This window comes from Streptomyces sp. NPDC028711 (assembly GCF_055565415.1).
The window spans coordinates 68096-88870 of sequence record NZ_JBVHUJ010000008.1; the positions used below are offsets into that span (position 1 = coordinate 68096).

The following is a 20775-nucleotide window of genomic DNA, read 5'->3' on the forward strand; positions in this document are numbered from 1 at the left end:
GGAACGTGGCACTCACGCGTCGTCGCCCTCGCGCATCGGGACGCGGACGCCCTTCTCGTCCGCGACCCGCTCCGCGATGTCGTAGCCCGCGTCGACGTGGCGGATGACGCCCATGCCCGGGTCGTTCGTCAGGACGCGGCGGATCTTCTCGCCCGCGAGCGCCGTGCCGTCGGCCACCGAGACCTGGCCGGCGTGGAGGGAGCGGCCCATGCCGACGCCGCCGCCGTGGTGGATGGAGACCCAGGAGGCGCCGGAGGCGACGTTCACCATGGCGTTCAGGAGCGGCCAGTCGGCGATGGCGTCGGAGCCGTCGAGCATGGCCTCGGTCTCGCGGTACGGGGAGGCCACCGAGCCGCAGTCGAGGTGGTCGCGGCCGATGGCGAGGGGCGCGGCGAGGGTGCCGTTGCCGACCATGTCGTTGAACATGTCGCCGGCCTTGTCGCGCTCGCCCTGGCCGAGCCAGCAGATGCGGGCCGGGAGCCCCTGGAAGTGGACCCTCTCCCCCGCCATCTTGATCCAGCGGTGGAGCGATTCGTTCTCCGGGAAGAGCTCCAGGAGCGCCTTGTCCGTCTTGTGGATGTCCGAGGCCTCGCCGGAGAGCGCGGCCCAGCGGAACGGGCCCTTGCCCTCGCAGAACAGCGGGCGGATGTACGCCGGGACGAAGCCGGGGAAGGCGAACGCGCGGTCGTACCCGGCGAGCTGGGCCTCGCCGCGGATGGAGTTGCCGTAGTCGAAGACCTCGGCGCCGGCGTCCATGAAGCCGACCATGGCCTCGACGTGCCGGGCCATGGACTCGCGGGCCCGGGTCGTGAAGCCGGCCGGGTCCTTGGCGGCGGCGGAGGCCATGTCCTCGAAGGCCACGCCGGCCGGGCAGTACGAGAGCGGGTCGTGGGCGCTCGTCTGGTCGGTGACGATGTCGATCGGCGCGCCCTCGGCGAGCATCTGCGGGAGCAGCTCCGACGCGTTGCCGAGGAGGCCGATGGAGAGCGGGCGGCGGGCGTCGCGGGCCTCGGTGGCCAGCTGGAGGGCGTGGGCCAGGCTGTCGGCCTTCACGTCCAGGTAGCGGTGCTCGATGCGGCGCTCGATGGCGCGCGGGTCGACGTCGATACAGATCGCGACGCCGTCGTTCATGGTGACGGCGAGCGGCTGGGCGCCGCCCATGCCGCCGAGGCCGGCGGTGAGGGTGATCGTGCCGGCGAGGGTGCCGCCGACCCCTCCCTTACCCATTGAATGCAGCTTCGCGGCGACGGCGGCGAAGGTCTCGTACGTGCCCTGGAGGATGCCCTGGGTGCCGATGTAGATCCAGGAGCCGGCGGTCATCTGGCCGTACATGGTCAGGCCGAGCTGCTCCAGGCGGCGGAACTCCTCCCAGTTGGCCCAGTCGCCGACCAGGTTGGAGTTGGCGAGGAGGACGCGCGGGGCCCACTCGTGGGTCTGCATGACGCCGACGGGGCGGCCGGACTGGACGAGCATCGTCTCGTCCTGCTTGAGGGTGCGCAGGGTGCGGACCATGGCGTCGAAGGAGCGCCAGTCGCGGGCGGCCTTGCCGGTGCCGCCGTAGACGACGAGCTTGTCGGGGTGCTCGGCGACCTCGGGGTCGAGGTTGTTCTGGAGCATCCGGAGGGCGGCCTCCTGCTGCCATCCCAGGGCGCTCAGTTCCGTACCGCGCGCTGCTCGTACGGGGCGGGGTCCTGACATGGCGGTGCCTCCTCGAATGACGTTCAGATATTCACATCCTGGCGGCATGAATAGATGTAGTCAACAGGGCCGCCCTCACCCGTACCGGTGAACCCATCGACGAGGATGGTTCCCATGGCCTCCTCCCGTCGCGATCTCGCCGTCCGAGCCTCCGTCGATCAAGGACTCCTCTCCCCCTCCCAGCCGGTCGTCGCCCTCCTCGACACCGCCGGCATCCGCGCCTCGGCCGCCGCCCTGACCAGCGCGTTCGCCGCCGTCACCGACGCCCACGTGCTGCACGCCTTCGCCGTCAAGGCCGCCCCGCTCGTGCCCGTCCTGCGCCTCCTCCACGAGGCCGGACTCGGCGCCGAGGTCGCGAGCCCCGGCGAGCTGGCCCTCGCCCGCGCCGCCGGCGTCCCGCCCTCCCACACCGTGCTCGACTCCCCCGCCAAGACCCCCGCCGAGCTCCGCCAGGCCCTCGCACTCGGCATCGCCGTCAACGCCGACAACCTCCAGGAACTCGCCAGGATCGACGCGCTCGTCGCCTCCGCGCCCACCGCCTCGCCCCTGGGCCTCCGGGTGAACCCCCAGGTCGGAGCCGGTGCCATCGACGCCCTCTCGACCGCGACGGCCACCTCCAAGTTCGGCGTGACGCTCCGCGACGAGGGGGCCCGCAAGACCGTCGTCCAGGCCTACCTGGACCGGCCCTGGCTGACCCGCCTTCACACCCACACCGGCTCCCAGGGCGTCCCCCTCACCCTGATGGCCGAAGGCGTCGGTGAGGCCTACGCCCTCGCCGAGGAGATCAACACCGCCGCGGGCCGACAGCAGATCGACACCCTCGACATCGGCGGCGGCCTGCCGGTCAACTTCACCTCCGACGAGGAGACGCCCACATACGCCGCGTACGCCCGGCTGCTCGCCGACACCGTCCCGGGGCTGTTCGACGGCCGCTACCGCCTGGTGACCGAATTCGGCCGCTCCCTGCTCGCCAAGCACGGCACGGTCCTCGCCCGGGTGGAGTACACCAAGACCTCGGGCGGCCGCCCGATCGCCGTCACCCACGCGGGCGTCCAGCTGGCCACCCGTACGGTCTACGCCCCCGAGTCCTGGCCCCTGCGCCTCCTCGCGTACGACTCCGAGGGCCGCCCCCGCACCGGCGAGACCACCGTCCAGGACGTGGCGGGCCCCGCCTGCTTCGCCGGGGACCTGCTCGCCACGGGCCGCGAGCTGCCGCTGCTCCACCCCGGCGACGTGGTGGCCGTCCCGGACACCGGCGCGTACTACTTCGCCCACCACTACGCGTACAACAGCCTGCTCCGCCCCGGCGTGCACGGCTTCACGGTGGCCGACGACGGCACGGTCACCTTCGCGACGGTACGGACGCCCCAGACGCTCGCCGAGATCGTCGCCGAGTCGGGCGGGGCCCACGCGGACGCGCTCCTCGGGTAACGGCGGGCGGGGGGCCGGGCCGTCCGCGCCGTCCGGTAGCGGCGGCCCGGCGGCCCGGCTTCGATGAAGCCATGACTGGAACCGGTACGGACACCACATCCGTCGTCGTCGAGCGCCGGGTCGCCGCCTCCCCCGGACGGGTCTGGGAGGCGATCACCGACCTGCGGGAGATGCCCCGCGTCCTCTCGGGCGTCCAGAGGGTGGAGGTGCTCACCGAGGGCGGCTTCGACGTGGGCACCCGCTGGCGCGAGACCCGGCGGATGCTGGGCAGGGAGGCGACGGAGGAGATGACCGTGACGGAGTGCGAGCCGCCCGACCGGTACGTCACGGTCGCCGACTCGCACGGCATGCACTACGTCTCCGAGCTCACCCTCACCCCCGACGGCAGCGGGGGCACAACGCTGCGGATGACCTTCTCCGCCAGGCCCGCCCACGGCCGCGCCCCGGGTTTCCTCACCCGGCTGCTCGCCCGCTTCGGCGCGAAGGCCGTCGCCAAGGCGCTCGCGAAGGACCTGTCCGACATCGCGAACGCGGTGGAGTCGCGCCTCTGAGCCCCCGGGCCACGCGCATGATTCGGACAGCCGCTGGCATGTTCCGGTGGAAAATGCCAGAACACCTCCCCGGGAGCGCTGCGTTCAGTAACGTCACGGTCACTGCCGTACGTTCGCACGCCGCATCGGGAGGGGAATCCGCGTGCCCGGAATCGACGAGTGCCTGCTGGAGGCCATGGCCCTGCCGGGCGCTCGCGGAGCCTCCCTGGTCGACTGGACCAGCGGGCTCGCCCTCGGGACCGCCGGCGACTCTCCGGTCGGGGACCACGAGACCACGGCCGCGGAGACCGCCGAACTCGCCCGCTCGGCAGCCGAGTTCGACACCTTCGCGGCGACGGGCGAGGGCCCGGGGGACGGACCGCCCGTCGAGGACCTGATCGTCACCACCCGCACCGGCTACCACGTCCTCCGCTTCGTCGAGACCTCCTTCGACAGCAGCGTCTTCCTCCACCTCTGGCTCGACCGCCACACCGGCAACCTCGCCCTCGCCCGGATCAGGCTCCGCGACCTCGCCGAGAGACTGGTCCTCGGATGAGCGCCGTCGCCACCCCCGTCTCCCCGATGCTGGTCCGGCTCGCCGCCGAGAAGGCCACCGGCGCCCTGCTCCGCGACCACGGCACGCTCTACCTCGTCGACGGCCGGGTCGTGCACGCCGAGAGCCCCGCCGCCCCCGGCGTCGACGTCCTCCTCACCACCGGCGGACGGCTGCCCCGCGAGGGCTGGGACGAGGCCGTCGACCGGGCAGGCGCCCACCGCGCCGTCGGCCGCTTCCTCGTCGACAGCGGCCGGCTGCACGACGGCGAGCTGGAGATCTGCCACCTCGGCGCCGTCTTCGACGCGGCCTTCTTCGCCCTCTCCCCCACCACCGGACCGACCCGCTTCCGGTACGGGGTGGGGCACTGGTTCGGCACGGTGCGGCCGGTCTCCGCCGAGGCCGTCGAGCGCGAGACGGTACGCCGCCGTGAACTCCTCGACGCCGTCTGGCCGTACGCCTCCGTGGACAGCGCCCCGGTCGTGCCGCGCCCCGCCGCCCCCGGCCAGACCGTGGGTGCCCGCCAGCGCGCGCTGCTCGCCGCCGCCGACGGGGAGCGGACCCCGGCGGAGCTCGCCCGGCTCCTCGGCCGCCCCGCCTTCCACACCCTCCTCGACGTACGACGGCTCGCCGCCGCCGGGCTCGTCGCGACACCGCCCGACCCCGAACCCGTCCCCGCGCCGCGACTCCCCTTACCGGCCGCGCAGATGGCGGATCCCGACATCGCCCTGCTGCGCCGGCTCCGTGACGCACTGGAGGCACACCTGTGATGCGGCGTGCCCTGCGCCTGCGCGCCGAAAGGAAACAGCTCATGACGGCAGAAGCCGAGGTCCTCGACGAGCTCAGACGGCTGCGGGCCCGCCTTCCCCAGCTCACCGGGGCGCTCGCGGCCAGCGCCGACGGGCTCGTCCTGGCCCACGACACCGTGGACGGCGAGGCGTCGAGCGTCGCCGCGCTGACCGCGGCGGCACTCGGCGTCGGCCGGCGGCTGACCGACTCCACCGGCCAGGGCCGCTTCCGCGAGCTGCTCGTACGCGGCGAGAACGGCTACGTGGCCACGTACGCGGCGGGCGAAGCCGCCGTCCTGACCCTCCTCGCCGAGCCCCGGATCAACGTGGGGCGGCTCCATCTGGAAGCCCGCAGGTCCAGCGTCCGGATAGGCGAACTCGTCGACGGCGCGCTCGACCGCAGAGACCCGAACTGAACCGCGCCCGAACCGTCCGACAGCACACCCGAAAAGGAAGTACGACACCATGGCGAACACCGAGACCTCCCTCAAGGAAGCGGCCTCCATCGACGGCGCGATCGGCGCGGCCCTCGTCGACTACACCAGCGGAATGGCGCTCGGCACGATCGGCGGCGGCAACGAACTCGACCTGAACGTGGCGGCGGCGGGCAACACCGACGTCGTACGGGCGAAGGTCCGGGCCATGGAGATGCTGGGGCTCAACGACGAGATCGAGGACATCCTCATCACCCTCGGCGCCCACTACCACCTGATCCGGCTGCTCAAGGGACGCGGCGCCAACGGCCTCTTCCTCTACCTGGCGCTCGACAAGAGCCGCGCCAACCTGGCGATGGCCCGCCACCAGCTGAAGAAGATCGAGAACGAGCTGGAGGTCTGACCCGGCACGCACACCCGGGGCCTACTCGACGAACAGGCCCCGCGCCGCCGCCTTCGTGTCGAACTCCTCCAGACGCGCCTGCGCGTCCGGGAGTTCGTCGGCCATGGCCTCCAGGAGGACCCGGCCGAGCATCATCGGCGCGCAGGCGGTGTCGAAGGCGAGCCCGGTGCCCACGGCGGCCGGGATCAGCAGGTCGCTGTGGGCGGCGACGGGCGCGAACGCCGACTCGGCGACCGTCACGACCGTGAGGCCGACCGCCCGCGCGTACTCCAGGGCCTCCACGACCTCCCGCGGATGCCGGGGCAGCGCGAAGCAGAGCAGCGCCGTGGCCCCGGCCCGTACGGCCGCGTCGACGCGGTCCGTGAGCATCGAGCCGCCCTCGTCGAGGAGCCGGACGTCGGGATGCACCTTGGCGGCGAAGTAGGCGAAGCCACGCGCCTGCGAGGAGGCGGCCCGCAGCCCGAGGACGGGCAGTGGGCGGGAACGGGCGAGCAGCCGCCCGGCCCGTTCGACGGGGGTGGGGTCGGCGAGCAGCCCGGCGAGGTGCTGGAGGTTCTCGATCTCGGCGAGCACGGCCTGCTGGTACTCGTTGAGCGCCTCGCCCTCGCCCTCGCCGCCGGGCTCGGGCGGCGCGACCTCGCGGAGGTGGCGGCGGAGCGCCGGGTACCCGTCGAAGCCGAGGGCGACGGCGAACCGGGTGACGGAGGGCTGACTGACCCCCGCGAGCTCGGCGAGCTCGACGCTGGACAGGAACGGCACGTCACCGGCGCGCCGCACCATGCAGTGCGCGATCCGCCGCTGTGTCGGCGTCAGCCGGTGCCCCTCGAAGAGCGCCTGCAGCCGGCCGGCCGGGCTGTCACTCATGCCGCCCCCTCGGTTATTCACCCGCCAATGACTCTGCATGAGGATATGCAGCGGGGCGGGCGGAGGGCCAGCGCGTCCGGTATCGGAGACCGGGCGAGGGGGCGAGAGGTTGCGCGGGGACCGCCGCACCCCCGTTGCCGGGGGGCGGGACGACGGCGGTCCCCGCGAGGGACACGGGCCCGGGTCAGGGCCGGCCTCCGCGTCCGCGACGTCTGTGGAGGCCCGGGAGCCGCTCCGGAAGTCCGTGACGCCGACAACCACCAATGTGCCGGACGCGTGTTAAGCGGGTGCTGCCCCTACGTGTCGCGCTCGTACCAGTTGTGCGAAGCGCCCGTTACACGTACTACTTCGCGCCACCGTTGGCCAGGAACGCCAGCAGGTCCTGGCGGCTCACGACGCCTGTCGGCTTGCCCTCGACCAGGACGATCGCCGCGTCGGCGGCCTCGCCGAGGACGGACATCAGGTCGGCGACGGGCTCGCCGGAGCCGACCTGCGGCAGCGGCGGGCTCATGTGGCGCTCCAGCGGGTCCTCCAGGGAGGCGCGCTGGGTGAAGAGGGCGTTGAGCAGCTCGCGCTCGACGACCGAGCCGACGACCTCCGCGGCCATGACGTCGGGGTGGCCGGCGCCCGGCTTCACGATGGGCATCTGGGAGACGCCGTACTCGCGGAGCACCTCGATGGCCTGGCCGACGGTCTCGTCCGGGTGCATGTGGACGAGGGAGGGCATGACGCCCTCCTTGTGCCGCAGGACGTCGGCGACGGTCGCGGTGGAGGTGTCCTCCAGGAAGCCGTGGCCGGCCATCCACTCGTCGCTGAAGATCTTCGACATGTAGCCGCGCCCCGAGTCCGGAAGCAGCACGACCACGACGTCGTCCGGGCCGAGCTCCCTGGCGACCTCGAGGGCGGCGACGACCGCCATGCCGCAGGAACCGCCGACGAGGAGGCCCTCCTCCTTGGCGAGGCGGCGGGTCATCTGGAACGAGTCCTTGTCGGACACGGCGACGATCCGGTCCGTGACGTTCCGGTCGTACGCGGTCGGCCAGAAGTCCTCGCCGACGCCCTCGACGAGGTACGGACGGCCCGAGCCGCCCGAGTAGACGGAGCCCTCCGGGTCGGCGCCGATGACCTTCACGGCGCCGCCGCTGGCCTCCTTGAGGTAGTTGCCGGTGCCGGAGATCGTGCCGCCGGTGCCGACGCCCGCGACGAAGTGGGTGATCTTCCCGTCCGTCTGCTCCCAGAGCTCGGGACCGGTGGTCTCGTAGTGGGAGCGCGGGTTGTTCGGGTTGGAGTACTGGTCGGGCTTCCAGGCACCGGGCGTCTCACGGACGAGCCGGTCCGAGACGTTGTAGTACGAGTCCGGGTGCTCCGGGTCGACCGCGGTCGGGCAGACGACGACGTCGGCGCCGTACGCCCGCAGGACGTTGATCTTGTCGAGCGACACCTTGTCGGGGCAGACGAAGATGCACTTGTAGCCCTTCTGCTGGGCCACGATCGCCAGGCCGACGCCGGTGTTGCCGGACGTGGGCTCGACGATGGTGCCGCCGGGCTTCAGCTCACCGCTCTGCTCGGCCGCCTCGATCATCCGCACGGCGATCCGGTCCTTGACCGAGCCTCCGGGGTTGAAGTACTCGACCTTGGCCAGGACGGTCGCCTGAATGCCCGCTGTGACGTTGTTGAGCTTCACCAGCGGGGTGTTGCCGACGAGGCTGATCATCGAGTCGTGGAATTGCACCGTAATCTCCGGGGTCTCCGTAATGGTGTGGCCAGCGTATGCGTAGTCGGAGCGGGTTACGGGGCAGTTAGACCCTGAACGGCTTGAAGGAGGTGACGGCCCCATGTCGAGGGCGAGGGTGGCGCGGCGGATCGCGGCGGGTGCGGCGTACGGCGGCGGGAGCATCGGGCTGCTCGGGGTGGCGGCCGTGGGCGTCCTGCTGGCCGAGATGCAGCTCGCGAAGCGGACGGTGGGCGGCGGGGCGGCCCCGCTGCCCCCGGGCGCGGACGGTCTGTACGGCAGGGCGTTCGGCACGGAGGACCCCCTGCGGCTCGCCCTTCTGGGTGATTCCACGGCGGCGGGTCAGGGGGTGCGCCGCTCGGGGCAGACCCCGGGCGCGCTGCTCGCCTCGGGGCTCGCGGCGGTGGCCGAGCGGCCGGTGGTGCTGCGGAACGTGGCCCTGTCCGGGGCGCGCTCGGACGACCTGGAGCGCCAGGTGTCGCTGCTGCTCAGCCAGCCCCTGGGGCCGCCCGACGTGTGCGTGATCATGATCGGGGCGAACGACGTGACGCACCGCATGCCGCCGACCGAGTCCGTACGGCTCCTGGCGTCGGCGGTACGGCGGCTGCGGACGGCCGGCTCGGAGGTGGTCGTCGGCACCTGCCCGGATCTGGGGACGATCGAGCCGGTCTACCAGCCGCTGCGCTGGCTCGCCCGGCGGGCCTCCCGGCAGCTCGCGGCGGCGCAGACGATCGTGGTCGTGGAGCAGGGCGGGCGGACGGTGTCGCTCGGCGACCTGCTCGGTCCCGAGTTCGCGGCGAACCCGCGCGAGATGTTCGGGGTGGACAGCTTCCACCCCTCCGCCGAGGGGTACGCGACGGCGGCGATGGCCGTCCTGCCGACGCTGTGCGCGGTGCTCGGCGTCTGGCCGGAGACCGACCGTCTCGAGCCGGCCCGGCGGGAGGACATGCTGCCGGTGGCGAAGGCGGCGGTCGAGGCGGCGCGGGAGGCGGGCACGGAGGTGACGGGTGCGCGGGCGCCGTGGGCGCTCCTGAAACACCGCCGCCGGCGCCGGCTCCCGACGGCGGAAACCCCGGAACCGGCCCCGGAGGACGCCCAGGCGTAGGCCCTGGGGCCGTGGCCCCCGCCCACCCGACGGGGTCGTTCCGGGCACGGGGAACCCCCATGACTGAGCGCTCGCTTAGAAAAGAGGTCCGCGTCACACCCTCAGAGCGGTGACCACCGCCATACGTACGGGTAACTTCCCTTTCAGTCCGCTCACTCCGCACCCTCATGGAGCCGTGATGCCCGAAGCCGTGATCGTCTCGACCGCCCGTTCGCCCATCGGCCGGGCCTTCAAGGGCTCCCTGAAGGACCTGCGGCCGGACGACCTCACCGCGACCATCGTCCAGGCCGCCCTGGCGAAGGTGCCGGAGCTCGACCCGCGTGACATCGACGACCTGATGCTGGGCTGCGGTCTGCCCGGCGGCGAGCAGGGGAACAACCTCGGCCGGATCGTCGCCGTGCAGATGGGCATGGACCACCTGCCGGGCTGCACGGTCACCCGCTACTGCTCCTCCTCCCTGCAGACCTCCCGCATGGCGCTGCACGCCATCAAGGCCGGCGAGGGCGACGTCTTCATCTCGGCCGGCGTCGAGATGGTCTCCCGCTTCGTGAAGGGCAACTCGGACTCGCTGCCCGACACGCACAACCCGTTCTTCGCCGAGGCCGAGGCCCGTACCGCCGAGGTCGCCGCCTCCGAGGGCTCCACCTGGCACGACCCGCGCGAGGACGGCGTCGTCCCCGACGCGTACATCGCGATGGGCCAGACCGCCGAGAACCTGGCCCGCTGGAAGGGCATCAGCCGCCAGGAGATGGACGAGTTCGGCGTACGGTCGCAGAACCTCGCCGAGCAGGCCATCAAGAACGGCTTCTGGGAGCGCGAGATCACCCCGGTGACGACCCCGGACGGCACGGTCGTCTCCACGGACGACGGCCCGCGCGCCGGCGTCACCCTGGAGGGCGTGCAGGGCCTCAAGCCGGTCTTCCGCCCCGACGGCCTGGTCACGGCCGCCAACTGCTGCCCGCTGAACGACGGCGCCGCCGCGCTCGTGATCATGTCGGACACCAAGGCCCGCGAGCTCGGCCTGACGCCGCTGGCCCGGATCGTCTCCACCGGCGTCTCCGGCCTCTCCCCCGAGATCATGGGCCTCGGCCCGGTCGAGGCCTCGAAGCAGGCCCTCAAGCGCGCCGGCCTGACCATCGGCGACATCGACCTCGCCGAGATCAACGAGGCCTTCGCGGCCCAGGTGATCCCGTCCTACCAGGACCTCGGCCTGGACCTGGACAAGGTGAACGTCAACGGCGGCGCCATCGCCGTCGGCCACCCCTTCGGCATGACCGGCGCCCGCATCACCGGCACGCTGATCAACAGCCTCCAGTTCCACGACAAGCAGTTCGGCCTGGAGACCATGTGCGTGGGCGGCGGCCAGGGCATGGCCATGGTCATCGAGCGCCTGAGCTGACCGCCTGGGCCAACCCACGGGCCGGGCGGGTCAACCGCGCCGCGTCCGAGCCGTGACCGAATCTCCCCCAGGATGTGACCTATCTCCTGGGGGAGATCGTTTTACCAGGTCAGAGCCGTTTCGGGACTAAACACCTGGCAGAAATACCTGTCCAATTCGTGACGTAATGCACTGACAGCGAGCCCCACCCCAGGACAAGCTGATGTAGGAAGTCGGGGGATCGACTCGGAATCGGGAGTACGTCAGTGAGCACCATGCCTCTTGCCCTGCTGCTGACCACGGCCGCTGCCACGGCCGTGGGCGCTGCCGCCCTGCACGCCGTCCACGGTCTCCGCAAGCAGGTCACCGCCCTGCGGAACGAACTGGCGGCCGGTCACGGCGTCACCGTTCCCGCGGCGCGCTCCGCCACGCCCGCCGCCGAGATACGGGCCGCGGTCACGGAGGCACTGGCCGAGGAGCGCGAGCGCGAGCTCGCCGAGGCGCGGGCCTTCTGGGCCGCGCAGGAGGCCCGGGACGCGGCCGACGCCCCGTCCCTGCTCGGCGGCCTCGGCGGCCCGGCCGACGAGGGCTCCTTCTTCGTGCCGCGCCAGGCGGACTTCGTGGGGCTCGAGGCGATGGCCCTCGACGCCATGGAGGCGGAGGCGGTCTCGCTCGACGGCCCCGACCCGCTCGACGCCCTCGACGCGTTCGACGAGTACCCCGAGGACTCGGCGGAGCTGGCCGCGGCCCGCCGCCGTCACCCCTCGCACCCGGACTTCGTGCCGGTGCAGACGCCCGTGGTCACCGACCACGAGCGCACGGTGGCCCGCCTCGAAGAGCTGGCCGACACCCGCACGGCGCTGACCGACGTCCGCCCGGGCCCGCTCGGCACGCTCGACGTGTACGTCTTCGCGGACGGCACGACGCTCTGCATGACCCCGGGGCACCGCGAGACCGCGGAGCGCCTGGCGGAGGCCCTGCGCTCCGGCCGTACGCCGGTGCTGCTCGGCGGCTCGGGCGTCTCGGGCGCCTTCGCCCTCACCTTCTCGTACGGCGAGTCGGACGAGGAGAACGTCTACATCCTGGCGGACCGCGTCATCGCGTCCCTCTGACATCGTGCCGAGCCCTCTCGCGCGCGGCCAGGACAGGGCACCCCCTGGTGGGTGTCTAGATCCCCGAGCGCCGCGCCGCCTCCCGTACCAGTTCCACGGCCTCGCCCAGGTCTCCCTCGTGGGAGCCGGCCGGGGCCGTCCGCAGGCTCTCGGCCAGGTCGTTCCCGGCGACGACGAGCTGGTCGGCGACGGTGAAGACCCCCGCGTCCGGCATGATCCTCGGCTCCCGCTCCGGGTCCTCGGCCCGCTGCGCCCGCACCGCGAGCTCGCGGGCGAGCGCGAGACCCTCGGCCGCCGCGCCCCGCTGGAGACGGCTCTGCGGGGCGGCCCGCAGCCGGTCGGCGAAGCGCTCGACGGCGGCGGTCAGTTCACTCGTATCGCGCACCCCGTGACCCTACGCGCCGCCCCGGGCCCCTTGCCAACGGGCCGTGCCTTCGGCACGGTGTCGTGAAGGAGTACGAGGAGCACACGGTACGACGCGTCCGGAGGCGCCGATGTCCCATACATTCTCCGAAGAGACCCACCGCGAGATGCTGGCCCGGATCCCGCGCCGCACCGGTCGTGAGATCGCCGACTGGATGCGCACGGTCGAGGAGGGCCCTTCCCTCCTCCGGTTCGAGGAGCGGGTGAACTGGCTGCGCGGGGCACACGACCTGGCGTACGGCCACGCGAAGGCGATCCTGCACGAGTACGACCTGCGGAGGGCGGCGCGCAGACTGCTCTGAGCCCCTGGTCCCGAGGGCGCCTCGGCTCACTTCACGTGCCGGCCGAGGAAGTCCCGGACGAGTACCGCGATCTCCTCGCCGTGGGTCTCCAGGGCGAAGTGCCCGGCGTCCAGGAGGTGGATCTCGGCGTCCGGCAGGTCGCGGGCGAAGGCCTCCGCGCCGGCGGGCCCGAAGATCTCGTCGCCGCGCCCCCAGACGGCGAGCAGCGGCGGCCGGTGGGTGCGGAAGTACTCCTGGAAGGCCGGGTAGCCGTCCAGGTTGAACTGGTAGTCCCAGAAGAGCTGGAGCTGGATCTCCTTGTTGCCGGCCCGGTCGAGGCCGGCCTGGTCCAGGGTCCAGGCCTCGGGGGCGAGCCTGTCGAGCCGGTCGGCGGGCACGCCGTGGGTGTACTGCCAGCGGGTGGCCTCCGAGGTCAGCAGCTCCCGTACCGCGGCCTCGTTCGCCTCGCGGTCCTTGGCGTGGGCGAAGAGCACGTCCCAGAAGGGGGTGAAGCCCTCCACGTAGGCGTTGCCGCTCTGGCTGACGATCGCGGTGACCCGGTCGGGGTGGCGTGAGGCGATCCGGAGGCCGATGGGGGCGCCGTAGTCCTGGATGTAGAGGGCGAACCGGTCGGCGCCGAGCCGGTCGAGCAGCTTCAGGGTGATCCCGGTGAGCCCCTCGAAGCTGTAGGCGAAGTCGTCGACGGCGGGGGCGGCGGAGGCGCCGAAGCCGATGTGGTCGGGGGCGATCAAGTGGTACGTGTCGGCGAGCTCGGCGATCAGGCCCCGGTACATGTGCGAGCTGGACGGGAAGCCGTGCAGCAGGACGAGGGTGGGGTTCGCCGGGTCCCCGGCCTCCCGGTAGAAGACGTCGAGCCCGTCGATGGTGACGGTGTGGGTGCGCTGGGCGAAGGCGGACATGGCTCACTCCCCGTTTCCGGATCCGATCGAGAGAACGACCGTTCCCCCGATGCCCTGTAGGCTACGAGAACGATGGTTCTCCATGCAAGGGGTGATCGGACGATGGACGCGGAAACCGCCGAGCTGAAGGTGCTCGACACCGCGGGACGGCTCTTCGACGAACGCGGGGTGCAGGCGGTCGGCATGGACGCCATCCGTACCGCCTCCGGCGTCTCGCTCAAGCGGCTCTACCAGGTCTTCCCCTCCAAGGACCTGCTGCTCGAAGCCGTCCTGCGGCGCCGCGACGAGGCCGTCCGCGCCTCCCTCACCGCACACGGCGCGCAGGTCGCCGACGGGCCGTACGAGCGGGCGCTCGCGGTCTTCGACTGGCTCGCCGACTGGTTCGCCGAGCCGGATTTCCGGGGCTGCGCCTTCATCAACACCTTCGGGGAGCTCGGCGGCGTCACCCCCTCGGTGGCCGCCGTCGCCCGCGACCACAAGGAGGCGCTGCGGGCGTACTTCGCCGAGCAGACGGACGCGCTCGGCGCCCCGGCCGTCCTCGCCGACCAGCTGTCCCTGCTCGCCAACGGCGCCATGGCCGTCGCGGGCATCACCGGCTCCCCCGAACCGGCCGCACAGGCGAAGGCCGCGGCGCGGGTCCTGCTCGACGCGGCACGGCCCTGACACGGCCCGCGCACACGGAAGGCCCCGGGCACGCGGAAGGGCCCGCCCGGCGCGAAGCCGGACGGGCCCTTCCCCCGAGTCTCGGGGTACGTCAGTCGTCGCCCTGCAGGATCGACAGCAGACGCAGCATCTCCAGGTAGATCCACACCAGGGTCATGGTGAGACCGAAGGCGGCCAGCCAGGCCTCCTCGCGCGGCGCGCCGTAGTTCACGCCGTCCTCGACCTGCTTGAAGTCGAGGGCGAGGAAGCAGGCGCCCAGGATGATGCCGATGACACCGAAGAGGATGCCGAGGCCACCGCTGCGGAAGCCGAGGCCGTCACCGCCGGCGAAGACGGCGAACAGCAGGTTGGTCACCATGAGGAGCATGAAGCCCATCGCGGCGGCCATCACGAAGCCGTAGAAGCGGCGGTTGACGCGGATCCAGCCCAGCTTGTAGGCGATGAGCACACCGGCGAAGACCGCCATCGTGCCCAGGACCGCCTGCATGACCACGCCGTCGGCGATGTACGTCGAGACGGCGGCCGAGATCACTCCGAGGAAGACACCCTCGAAGGCCGCGTAGCTCAGGATCAGCGCCGGCGACGGCTTGCGCTTGAAGGACTGCACGAGCGACAGCACGAGCGCGACCAGGAAGGCACCGATGGCGATGCCGTAGGACTTGGTCAGGTTCGCCGGGTCGACCGGCAGCAGCAGCCAGGAGAGGACGGCGGTGAGCACGACCGTGCCGAGCGTCATGGCCGTACGGCTCACGACGTCGTCGATCGTCATCACGTTGCCGCGCGCCTGCTGGGGGGCGCCGAGCTGCGTGTCCTGCGGGGCGTACGGGTTGGTCGCGTACGGGTTCGTCGCGCCCTCGGCATACGGGTTGCCGGTGGCGTACGGGTTCGTTCCGACGGCGGGGCCCCCGGCCTGCGGCTGCTGGCCGTTGAAGCCCGCGGTGCCGGTGTCGCGGCTGAACCCCCGTCGCGAGAAGACCGGGTTGCTGCTCCTCATCTCACTCCTCCATGGCGTGCCGCATGTGCGCGGCCTCTCGTCAAGAGTAATGCGTAGGCAAAAGAAACTCTCTAGTGCTCGGGGAGGATCTTTTCCGCAAGTTCTCGATCTTCGCGCATGTCGCGCCCGACCGCTCGGCGGGGACCCTCACGGGGGAGAGAGGAGGAGACGAGGAGTGCGGCCGCCGGCCGTCGGGCCACCTGCCGGGCCGGCTGTCGCGCCGGCGAAACGTGGTGCCCGGAACCGGACTCGAACCGGTACGGCCCGAAGGCCAGCGAGGTTTAAGCTCGCCGTGTCTGCATTCCACCATCCGGGCGTCGCGAAGCTCCGCGTTGGCACATGAGCCTATCGGGGCGCTTCCCTCGTTCAGCGGAACATCCGCCCGATGTTGTCTTATTTTATTGACGTCTGAGGGTGCGTCAGTGCAGGTGGGGGCCCTTTCGCCAAACTGTGACAGGGGTCGCAGGCGCAAAGCCGCACCCCCTGGAATGACGAAAAGTCGTCGCACTTCTGTCACGTCGGGCGAACGCCGGCACGAGGCCGTGCCTCAGGGACGCCGTCATACCTCAGGAGGACGATCCGGGCACGCCGTCCGACTCCAGGCTGCCCCGGGAACGGGCACGTGGACGGACGTCCGGCGCCGGAACGCTCGACACGATGGAGAGGTTCCCGCAACAGCCCCGCAGTGACAGGAGTCCCTCGTGACCACCACCCCCACCGTGTCCCGCGCCACCGCGGTGGCCGCCCGCGCCACGGATCTCTCGAAGGTCTACGGACAGGGCGAGACCCAGGTGGTCGCGCTCGACGGCGTCAGCGTCGACTTCCGCCAGGGTGAGTTCACCGCGATCATGGGCCCCTCCGGCTCCGGCAAGTCGACGCTCATGCACTGCGTCGCCGGCCTCGACTCCTTCTCCTCCGGCTCGGTCCGGATCGGCGAGACGGAGCTCTCCACGCTGAAGGACAAGCAGCTCACCCAGCTCCGCCGGGACAAGATCGGCTTCATCTTCCAGGCCTTCAACCTGCTGCCGACGCTGACGGCCCTGGAGAACATCACGCTGCCCATGGACATCGCGGGCCGCAAGGCCGACAAGCAGTGGGTCCAGCAGGTCATCGACATGCTCGGGCTCTCCGCCCGGCTCAGCCACCGCCCCACCGAGCTCTCCGGCGGCCAGCAGCAGCGCGTGGCCGTGGCCCGCGCCCTCGCCTCGCGCCCCGAGATCATCTTCGGTGACGAGCCCACCGGAAACCTGGACTCCCGCTCGGGCGCCGAGGTCCTCGGCTTCCTGCGCAACTCGGTGCGGGAGCTCGGCCAGACCGTCGTCATGGTCACCCACGACCCGGTGGCCGCCTCCTACGCGGACCGCGTGATCTTCCTCGCCGACGGCCGGATCGTCGACGAGATGCTCCACCCGACGGCGGACGGCGTCCTCGACCGCATGAAGGCCTTCGACGCCAAGGGCCGTACCAGCTAAGACGGCGACCGCGCCGGAACCGGACTCGAACCGGTACGGCCCGCCGCACCCCCGCCCGCCGTCCTCCCCCTTCCTCAGGACACACCCATGTTCCGTACCGCCCTGCGCAACGTGCTCGCGCACAAGGCGAGACTGCTGATGACCGTCCTCGCCGTGATGCTCGGCGTGGCCTTCGTCTCCGGCACCCTCGTCTTCACCGACACCCTCTCCCAGGCCTTCCGCAGCCAGTCCGCCAAGAGCTACGACGACGTCGCCGTCGCCGTCAGCATGCACCCGGACGAGGAAGAGGCCCGGAAGACCCCCGGCCTGTCCCAGGCGGTCGTCGACCGCGTCGGGAAGCTCGACGGCGTCGCCTCCGTCACCCCCCGCGTCGACGGCTTCGCCGGTGTGCCCGACAAGGACGGCAAGCTGATCGGCGTCGGCTGGTCCAACAAGGGCACCAACTTCGCCCCCGGCAAGGACGGCAAGGACCGCGCGTACACCTTCACCACGGGCAGCGGGCCGGTCGAGGACGGCCAGGTCGCGCTCGACCAGGACTCCGCGGCCAAGGGGGGCTACAAGGTCGGCGACACCGTCCGCGTCGCCACCAACGGCCCGGTGAAGGAGTACCGGCTCTCCGGTGTCTTCACCACCGAGGACGGTGCCGTCAACGCCGGCGGCAGCCTGGTCCTCTTCGACACCTCCGTCGCCCAGAAGCTCTACCTGAAGCCCGGGTTCTTCCAGGACCTGACCGTCACCGCCACCCCCGGCACCGACGCGGACAAGCTCGTCCCCGAGGTCCTGAAGATCGTCCCGAAGGCCGCCACGGCCCAGACCGGCGCGGCCCTCGCCGACCAGGAGGCCAAGGACATCGAGGCCGGGCTCGGCGCGCTCAACCAGGTGCTGCTCGGCTTCGCCGGCATCGCGCTCTTCGTCGGCGTCTTCCTGATCTCCAACACCTTCACCATGCTGGTCGCCCAGCGCACCAAGGAACTGGCGCTGATGCGCGCGGTCGGTGCCTCGCGCAAGCAGATCACCCGATCCGTCCTGGCCGAGGCCAGCCTCGTCGGCCTGGTCGCCTCCGCGGTCGGCTACGCGCTGGGCATCGGCATGGCCGCCGCCCTCCGCTCGGCCATGAGCGCCTTCGACATGAAGCTCCCGGCCGGCGACCTCGTCCTCGGGGTCACCCCGATCCTCTCCGCCTTCGCCGTCGGCGTCCTCATCACGATGCTCGCCGCCTGGCTGCCGGGCCGCCGCGCCGCGAAGATCCCGCCGGTCGCCGCCATGAACAGCGTCCACGCCACCACGAGCACCAAGTCGCTCGTCGTACGGAACTCCATCGGCGCCGCGCTCACCGCCCTCGGCGCGGTCATGATCGTCCTCGGCGCGGGCCGGGGCGGCGACGACGGCCGGATGCTCATCGCGGGCGGCGCGTTCCTCACGCTCATCGGTGTGATCGTCCTGATCCCGTTCCTGTCCCGGCCCGTGATCGCCGTGATCCGCCCGGTCTTCGTGAACCTCTTCGGGGTCTCCGGCAAGCTCGCCGGACTGAACGCGGTCCGCAACCCGCGCCGCACCGGCGCCACCGCCTCCGCGCTCGCCATCGGCCTGACCCTCGTCACCGGTCTCTCGGTGATCGGCTCGACCGTCGGCACGGCCCTCGACAAGATGACGGTCGACCAGATCAAGGCCGACTACATGATCACCATGGCGAGCGGTGACAGCCTCGGCAAGGAGGCGCAGGCCGCCCTGGAGAAGGCGCCGGGCGTCACGGCGCTCTCCCCGCAGCAGGCCGGCGCGCTGGAGATCAAGGGCGAGTTCGTCTCGGCCTCCGGTGTCACTCCCGGCGACATCGAGAAGGTCCTCAAGGTCACCGTCGTGAACGGCTCGCTCGCCTCCCTCGGCGAGGGGAAGATCGCCGTCGCGGAGAAGACCGCCGCGAAGCGGGGCCTGAAGGTCGGCGACACCGTCCCGGTCGAGTACCTCGACAAGGCCAAGGGCAAGCTCACGGTCGGCGCGGTCTACGAGGACAGCGAGTTCCTCTCGCCCGTCCTGATCGACCACAAGGTGATCGACGCGCACGAGCAGCAGGCCCACACGCCGCAGATCTTCGTGGCGACGGACGGCGGCCCGTCCGAAGCCCACGAGAAGGCGCTGTCGAAGGCCCTGGGCGACAACCCGGCGATCACCGTGATGGACAAGAAGGACATCCGCGACCTGTTCGGCGGGCAGATCAACATGCTCCTGAACATCGTCTACGGCCTGCTCGCGATGGCCCTGGTCATCGCCGTCCTCGGTGTCGTCAACACCCTCGCCATGTCCGTCTTCGAGCGGCAGCAGGAGATCGGCATGCTGCGGGCGATCGGTCTCGACCGGCGCCGGGTCAAGCGGATGGTCCGTCTGGAGGCCGTGGTCATCTCGGTGTTCGGCGCGGTCGTCGGCATCGGTCTCGGCTCGTTCCTCGGCTGGGCGATCGGCGAGACGTTCAAGAGCAGCCTGCCGGGCTACGCCCTGGTCCTGCCCTGGGACCGGATCGGGATCTTCCTGGTCCTGGCCGCCCTGGTCGGCGTCCTCGCCTCCCTGTGGCCGGCCCGGAGCGCGGCCAGGCTGAACATGCTCGCCGCCATCAAGGCCGAGTAGTCCCCCGTACGAGAGGAAGGGCCGGTCTCCCCACCCGGGGGGCCGGCCCTTCGCCGTACCCGGGTCAGTCCGTCTTCTCGTTCCAGACGCGCGGGCGCAGGGCCGTGCCGCTCTTCCCCGACACCGGGGTCTTCACGGCGAGGAACTGGTTCACGCCGATCCGGTTGCGCTCGAAGGACACCGCGGAAGCGGCCATGTAGAGCCGCCAGATCCTGGCCCGGCCGGGCGAGGTGAGCCGGACCGCCCGGTCCCACTCCCGCTCCAGGTTGGCGACCCAGCGGCGGAGCGTGAGCGCGTAGTGCTCGCGGATCGCCTCCACGTCCCGCACCTCGAAGCCGGCGTCCTCCAGGGTGCTCAGGGTGCGGCCCATGGGGGCGAGTTCGCCGTCGGGGAAGACGTACGCGTCGATGAACACGTCGACCTCGTACGCCTCCTCGTCGGGCTCGGGGCGCCGGGAGATCTGGTGGTTGAGCAGCCGTCCGCCGGGCTTGAGGAGCCCGTACAGGGTGTCGGCGTACTCCCGGTAGCGGACGGCGCCGACGTGCTCGGCCATGCCGATCGAGGAGATCGCGTCGTACGGGCCGTCGTCGACGTCCCGGTAGTCCTGGACCCGGATCTCGATCAGGTCGGTCAGGCCCTCGTCGGCGATCCGCTTGCGGGCGAAGGCGGCCTGCTCGCGGGAGAGGGTGATGCCGACGACCCGGGCGCCGTACTCGCGGGCGGCGTGGACGGCCATCGAACCCCAGCCGCAGCCGACGTCGAGCAGCCGGTCGCCCTCCTTGAGGTTGAGCTTGCGGGCGATGAGGTCCAGCTTGTCGCGCTGGGCCTCTTCGAGGGTGCCGTCCTCGGTCCAGTACGCGCAGGAGTAGACCATCGACGGGCCGAGGACGATGCCGTAGAAGTCGTTGCCCACGTCGTAGTGGTGACTGATCGCCTGCTTGTCGCGGCGCTTGCTGTGCCGGCCGCCGCTGCGGCCGCGCATCTCCTCGGCCGGCGGCCGCGGCGGCAGCGGCAGCGGTCCGGCAAGCCCCAGCAGGGAGCGGGCGGCGGCCCTGAGCCGGGGATCGCGTACGGCGTCCAGGAGGCTCCTGCTCTCCTCCCCGCGCTCCCACAGGAGGCCGGAGAGACTGTCCAGGAGCTCGTACAGATCACCCTCGACGTCGAGGTCGCCGGCCACCCACGCGCGGGCCAGGCCCAGTTCGCCGGGCTTCCAGATCATCCTCCGCAGGGCGCGGCGGTCCCGGACGATCAGGACCGGACCGCCCACCGGTCCCGCCTCGCTGCCGTCCCAGGCTCGCAGCCGGACCGGGAGCGGTCCGCCGAGCAGCTCCTCGGCGAGGGTCGTCAGCCGCGTCGCGGCGTCGGCCATGGTGCA

General features: G+C 71.7%; 20 protein-coding genes and 1 tRNA gene. 13 read left to right on the forward strand and 8 right to left on the reverse strand.

Features of this window, described 5'->3' with window-relative positions; translation table 11 throughout:
- Positions 1-12: 12 nt before the first annotated feature.
- Positions 13-1698: a urocanate hydratase gene (gene hutU / locus ACZ4VK_RS24145; protein ID WP_468355504.1), complete on the reverse strand. Its 1686-nt coding sequence runs from the start codon at positions 1696-1698 to the stop codon at positions 13-15.
- A 114-nt stretch (positions 1699-1812) separates the two neighbouring features.
- Between hutU and ACZ4VK_RS24150 the strand changes: the two genes are divergently transcribed.
- The 6 genes from ACZ4VK_RS24150 to ACZ4VK_RS24175 all read left to right on the forward strand — a co-directional run bounded on the left by ACZ4VK_RS24150 (position 1813) and on the right by ACZ4VK_RS24175 (position 5837).
- Entirely contained in the window at positions 1813-3129 is a 1317-nt protein-coding gene (locus ACZ4VK_RS24150; protein WP_468355507.1) for a type III PLP-dependent enzyme domain-containing protein, read from the forward strand.
- A 71-nt stretch (positions 3130-3200) separates the two neighbouring features.
- Positions 3201-3680 carry an SRPBCC family protein gene (locus tag ACZ4VK_RS24155; RefSeq protein ID WP_468355510.1) on the forward strand — a complete coding sequence of 160 codons (480 nt, stop codon included), beginning with the start codon at positions 3201-3203 and terminating at the stop codon, positions 3678-3680.
- 142 nt (positions 3681-3822) lie between these two features.
- Positions 3823-4215, forward strand: a complete 393-nt coding sequence (locus tag ACZ4VK_RS24160) for a roadblock/LC7 domain-containing protein (protein ID WP_468355513.1) — start codon at positions 3823-3825, stop codon at positions 4213-4215.
- Positions 4212-4982, forward strand: coding sequence for a transcriptional regulator (locus ACZ4VK_RS24165; protein ID WP_468355516.1), 771 nt, complete (start codon positions 4212-4214; stop codon positions 4980-4982). The genes ACZ4VK_RS24160 and ACZ4VK_RS24165 overlap by 4 nt, the downstream gene beginning before the upstream one ends.
- Before the next feature lie 41 nt (positions 4983-5023).
- Positions 5024-5416 carry a roadblock/LC7 domain-containing protein gene (locus tag ACZ4VK_RS24170; RefSeq protein WP_468355519.1) on the forward strand — a complete coding sequence of 131 codons (393 nt, stop codon included), beginning with the start codon at positions 5024-5026 and terminating at the stop codon, positions 5414-5416.
- 49 nt (positions 5417-5465) lie between these two features.
- The gene (locus ACZ4VK_RS24175) at positions 5466-5837 is read left to right on the forward strand and encodes a hypothetical protein (protein ID WP_468355522.1); all 372 of its coding nucleotides are present in this window, start codon (positions 5466-5468) and stop codon (positions 5835-5837) included.
- 21 nt (positions 5838-5858) lie between these two features.
- On the opposite strand, the gene ACZ4VK_RS24180 is transcribed toward ACZ4VK_RS24175, so the two are convergent.
- Entirely contained in the window at positions 5859-6701 is an 843-nt protein-coding gene (locus ACZ4VK_RS24180) for a MurR/RpiR family transcriptional regulator (RefSeq protein ID WP_468355525.1), read from the reverse strand.
- A gap of 343 nt (positions 6702-7044) precedes the next feature.
- Positions 7045-8433: a cystathionine beta-synthase gene (locus ACZ4VK_RS24185; RefSeq protein ID WP_468355528.1), complete on the reverse strand. Its 1389-nt coding sequence runs from the start codon at positions 8431-8433 to the stop codon at positions 7045-7047.
- 118 nt (positions 8434-8551) lie between these two features.
- Between ACZ4VK_RS24185 and ACZ4VK_RS24190 the strand changes: the two genes are divergently transcribed.
- From ACZ4VK_RS24190 to ACZ4VK_RS24200, 3 genes are all read left to right on the forward strand, one after another.
- On the forward strand, positions 8552-9538 hold the full coding sequence (locus ACZ4VK_RS24190; RefSeq protein ID WP_468356345.1) for an SGNH/GDSL hydrolase family protein: 987 nt from the start codon (positions 8552-8554) through the stop codon (positions 9536-9538).
- A 178-nt stretch (positions 9539-9716) separates the two neighbouring features.
- Positions 9717-10937 carry an acetyl-CoA C-acetyltransferase gene (locus ACZ4VK_RS24195; RefSeq protein WP_468355531.1) on the forward strand — a complete coding sequence of 407 codons (1221 nt, stop codon included), beginning with the start codon at positions 9717-9719 and terminating at the stop codon, positions 10935-10937.
- Between the two features lie 254 nt (positions 10938-11191).
- On the forward strand, positions 11192-12028 hold the full coding sequence (locus ACZ4VK_RS24200) for a hypothetical protein (protein ID WP_468356348.1): 837 nt from the start codon (positions 11192-11194) through the stop codon (positions 12026-12028).
- Positions 12029-12083: 55 nt separating this feature from the next.
- On the opposite strand, the gene ACZ4VK_RS24205 is transcribed toward ACZ4VK_RS24200, so the two are convergent.
- Positions 12084-12413 carry a hypothetical protein gene (locus tag ACZ4VK_RS24205; protein WP_468355534.1) on the reverse strand — a complete coding sequence of 110 codons (330 nt, stop codon included), beginning with the start codon at positions 12411-12413 and terminating at the stop codon, positions 12084-12086.
- Positions 12414-12522: 109 nt separating this feature from the next.
- Between ACZ4VK_RS24205 and ACZ4VK_RS24210 the strand changes: the two genes are divergently transcribed.
- The gene (locus tag ACZ4VK_RS24210; protein WP_468355537.1) at positions 12523-12753 is read left to right on the forward strand and encodes a DUF4287 domain-containing protein; all 231 of its coding nucleotides are present in this window, start codon (positions 12523-12525) and stop codon (positions 12751-12753) included.
- Positions 12754-12779: 26 nt separating this feature from the next.
- Here the strand turns inward: ACZ4VK_RS24210 and ACZ4VK_RS24215 are convergent, their stop codons facing one another.
- On the reverse strand, positions 12780-13652 hold the full coding sequence (locus ACZ4VK_RS24215) for an alpha/beta fold hydrolase (protein ID WP_468355540.1): 873 nt from the start codon (positions 13650-13652) through the stop codon (positions 12780-12782).
- A 102-nt stretch (positions 13653-13754) separates the two neighbouring features.
- On the opposite strand from ACZ4VK_RS24215, the gene ACZ4VK_RS24220 reads away from it, so the two are divergent.
- Entirely contained in the window at positions 13755-14315 is a 561-nt protein-coding gene (locus tag ACZ4VK_RS24220) for a TetR/AcrR family transcriptional regulator (protein WP_468355543.1), read from the forward strand.
- A gap of 91 nt (positions 14316-14406) precedes the next feature.
- Here the strand turns inward: ACZ4VK_RS24220 and ACZ4VK_RS24225 are convergent, their stop codons facing one another.
- Positions 14407-15309 carry a Bax inhibitor-1/YccA family protein gene (locus ACZ4VK_RS24225; RefSeq protein WP_468355546.1) on the reverse strand — a complete coding sequence of 301 codons (903 nt, stop codon included), beginning with the start codon at positions 15307-15309 and terminating at the stop codon, positions 14407-14409.
- 231 nt (positions 15310-15540) lie between these two features.
- A tRNA-Leu gene (locus ACZ4VK_RS24230) sits at positions 15541-15625 on the reverse strand.
- Positions 15626-16010: 385 nt separating this feature from the next.
- On the opposite strand from ACZ4VK_RS24230, the gene ACZ4VK_RS24235 reads away from it, so the two are divergent.
- Both ACZ4VK_RS24235 and ACZ4VK_RS24240 read left to right on the forward strand, forming a co-directional pair.
- Positions 16011-16781: an ABC transporter ATP-binding protein gene (locus tag ACZ4VK_RS24235; RefSeq protein WP_468355549.1), complete on the forward strand. Its 771-nt coding sequence runs from the start codon at positions 16011-16013 to the stop codon at positions 16779-16781.
- Between the two features lie 87 nt (positions 16782-16868).
- Complete coding sequence (locus ACZ4VK_RS24240; protein WP_468355553.1) at positions 16869-19400, forward strand: ABC transporter permease; 2532 nt, start codon at positions 16869-16871, stop codon at positions 19398-19400.
- A 64-nt stretch (positions 19401-19464) separates the two neighbouring features.
- On the opposite strand, the gene ACZ4VK_RS24245 is transcribed toward ACZ4VK_RS24240, so the two are convergent.
- Positions 19465-20769, reverse strand: coding sequence for a class I SAM-dependent methyltransferase (locus ACZ4VK_RS24245; protein ID WP_468355556.1), 1305 nt, complete (start codon positions 20767-20769; stop codon positions 19465-19467).
- Positions 20770-20775 lie beyond the last annotated feature (6 nt).

Bases quoted from the DNA above. Each gene is read 5' to 3' on its own strand.
- ACZ4VK_RS24170 (WP_468355519.1), top strand. From the start codon at position 5,024: ATGACGGCAGAAGCCGAGGTCCTCGACGAGCTCAGACGGCTGCGGGCC.
- ACZ4VK_RS24180 (WP_468355525.1), bottom strand. From the start codon at position 6,701: ATGAGTGACAGCCCGGCCGGCCGGCTGCAGGCGCTCTTCGAGGGGCAC.
- ACZ4VK_RS24175 (WP_468355522.1), top strand. From the start codon at position 5,466: ATGGCGAACACCGAGACCTCCCTCAAGGAAGCGGCCTCCATCGACGGC.
- ACZ4VK_RS24240 (WP_468355553.1), top strand. From the start codon at position 16,869: ATGTTCCGTACCGCCCTGCGCAACGTGCTCGCGCACAAGGCGAGACTG.
- ACZ4VK_RS24195 (WP_468355531.1), top strand. From the start codon at position 9,717: ATGCCCGAAGCCGTGATCGTCTCGACCGCCCGTTCGCCCATCGGCCGG.
- ACZ4VK_RS24155 (WP_468355510.1), top strand. From the start codon at position 3,201: ATGACTGGAACCGGTACGGACACCACATCCGTCGTCGTCGAGCGCCGG.
- hutU (WP_468355504.1), bottom strand. From the start codon at position 1,698: ATGTCAGGACCCCGCCCCGTACGAGCAGCGCGCGGTACGGAACTGAGC.
- ACZ4VK_RS24245 (WP_468355556.1), bottom strand. From the start codon at position 20,769: ATGGCCGACGCCGCGACGCGGCTGACGACCCTCGCCGAGGAGCTGCTC.
- ACZ4VK_RS24220 (WP_468355543.1), top strand. From the start codon at position 13,755: ATGGACGCGGAAACCGCCGAGCTGAAGGTGCTCGACACCGCGGGACGG.
- ACZ4VK_RS24200 (WP_468356348.1), top strand. From the start codon at position 11,192: ATGCCTCTTGCCCTGCTGCTGACCACGGCCGCTGCCACGGCCGTGGGC.
- ACZ4VK_RS24165 (WP_468355516.1), top strand. From the start codon at position 4,212: ATGAGCGCCGTCGCCACCCCCGTCTCCCCGATGCTGGTCCGGCTCGCC.
- ACZ4VK_RS24225 (WP_468355546.1), bottom strand. From the start codon at position 15,309: ATGAGGAGCAGCAACCCGGTCTTCTCGCGACGGGGGTTCAGCCGCGAC.
- ACZ4VK_RS24210 (WP_468355537.1), top strand. From the start codon at position 12,523: ATGTCCCATACATTCTCCGAAGAGACCCACCGCGAGATGCTGGCCCGG.
- ACZ4VK_RS24215 (WP_468355540.1), bottom strand. From the start codon at position 13,652: ATGTCCGCCTTCGCCCAGCGCACCCACACCGTCACCATCGACGGGCTC.
- ACZ4VK_RS24150 (WP_468355507.1), top strand. From the start codon at position 1,813: ATGGCCTCCTCCCGTCGCGATCTCGCCGTCCGAGCCTCCGTCGATCAA.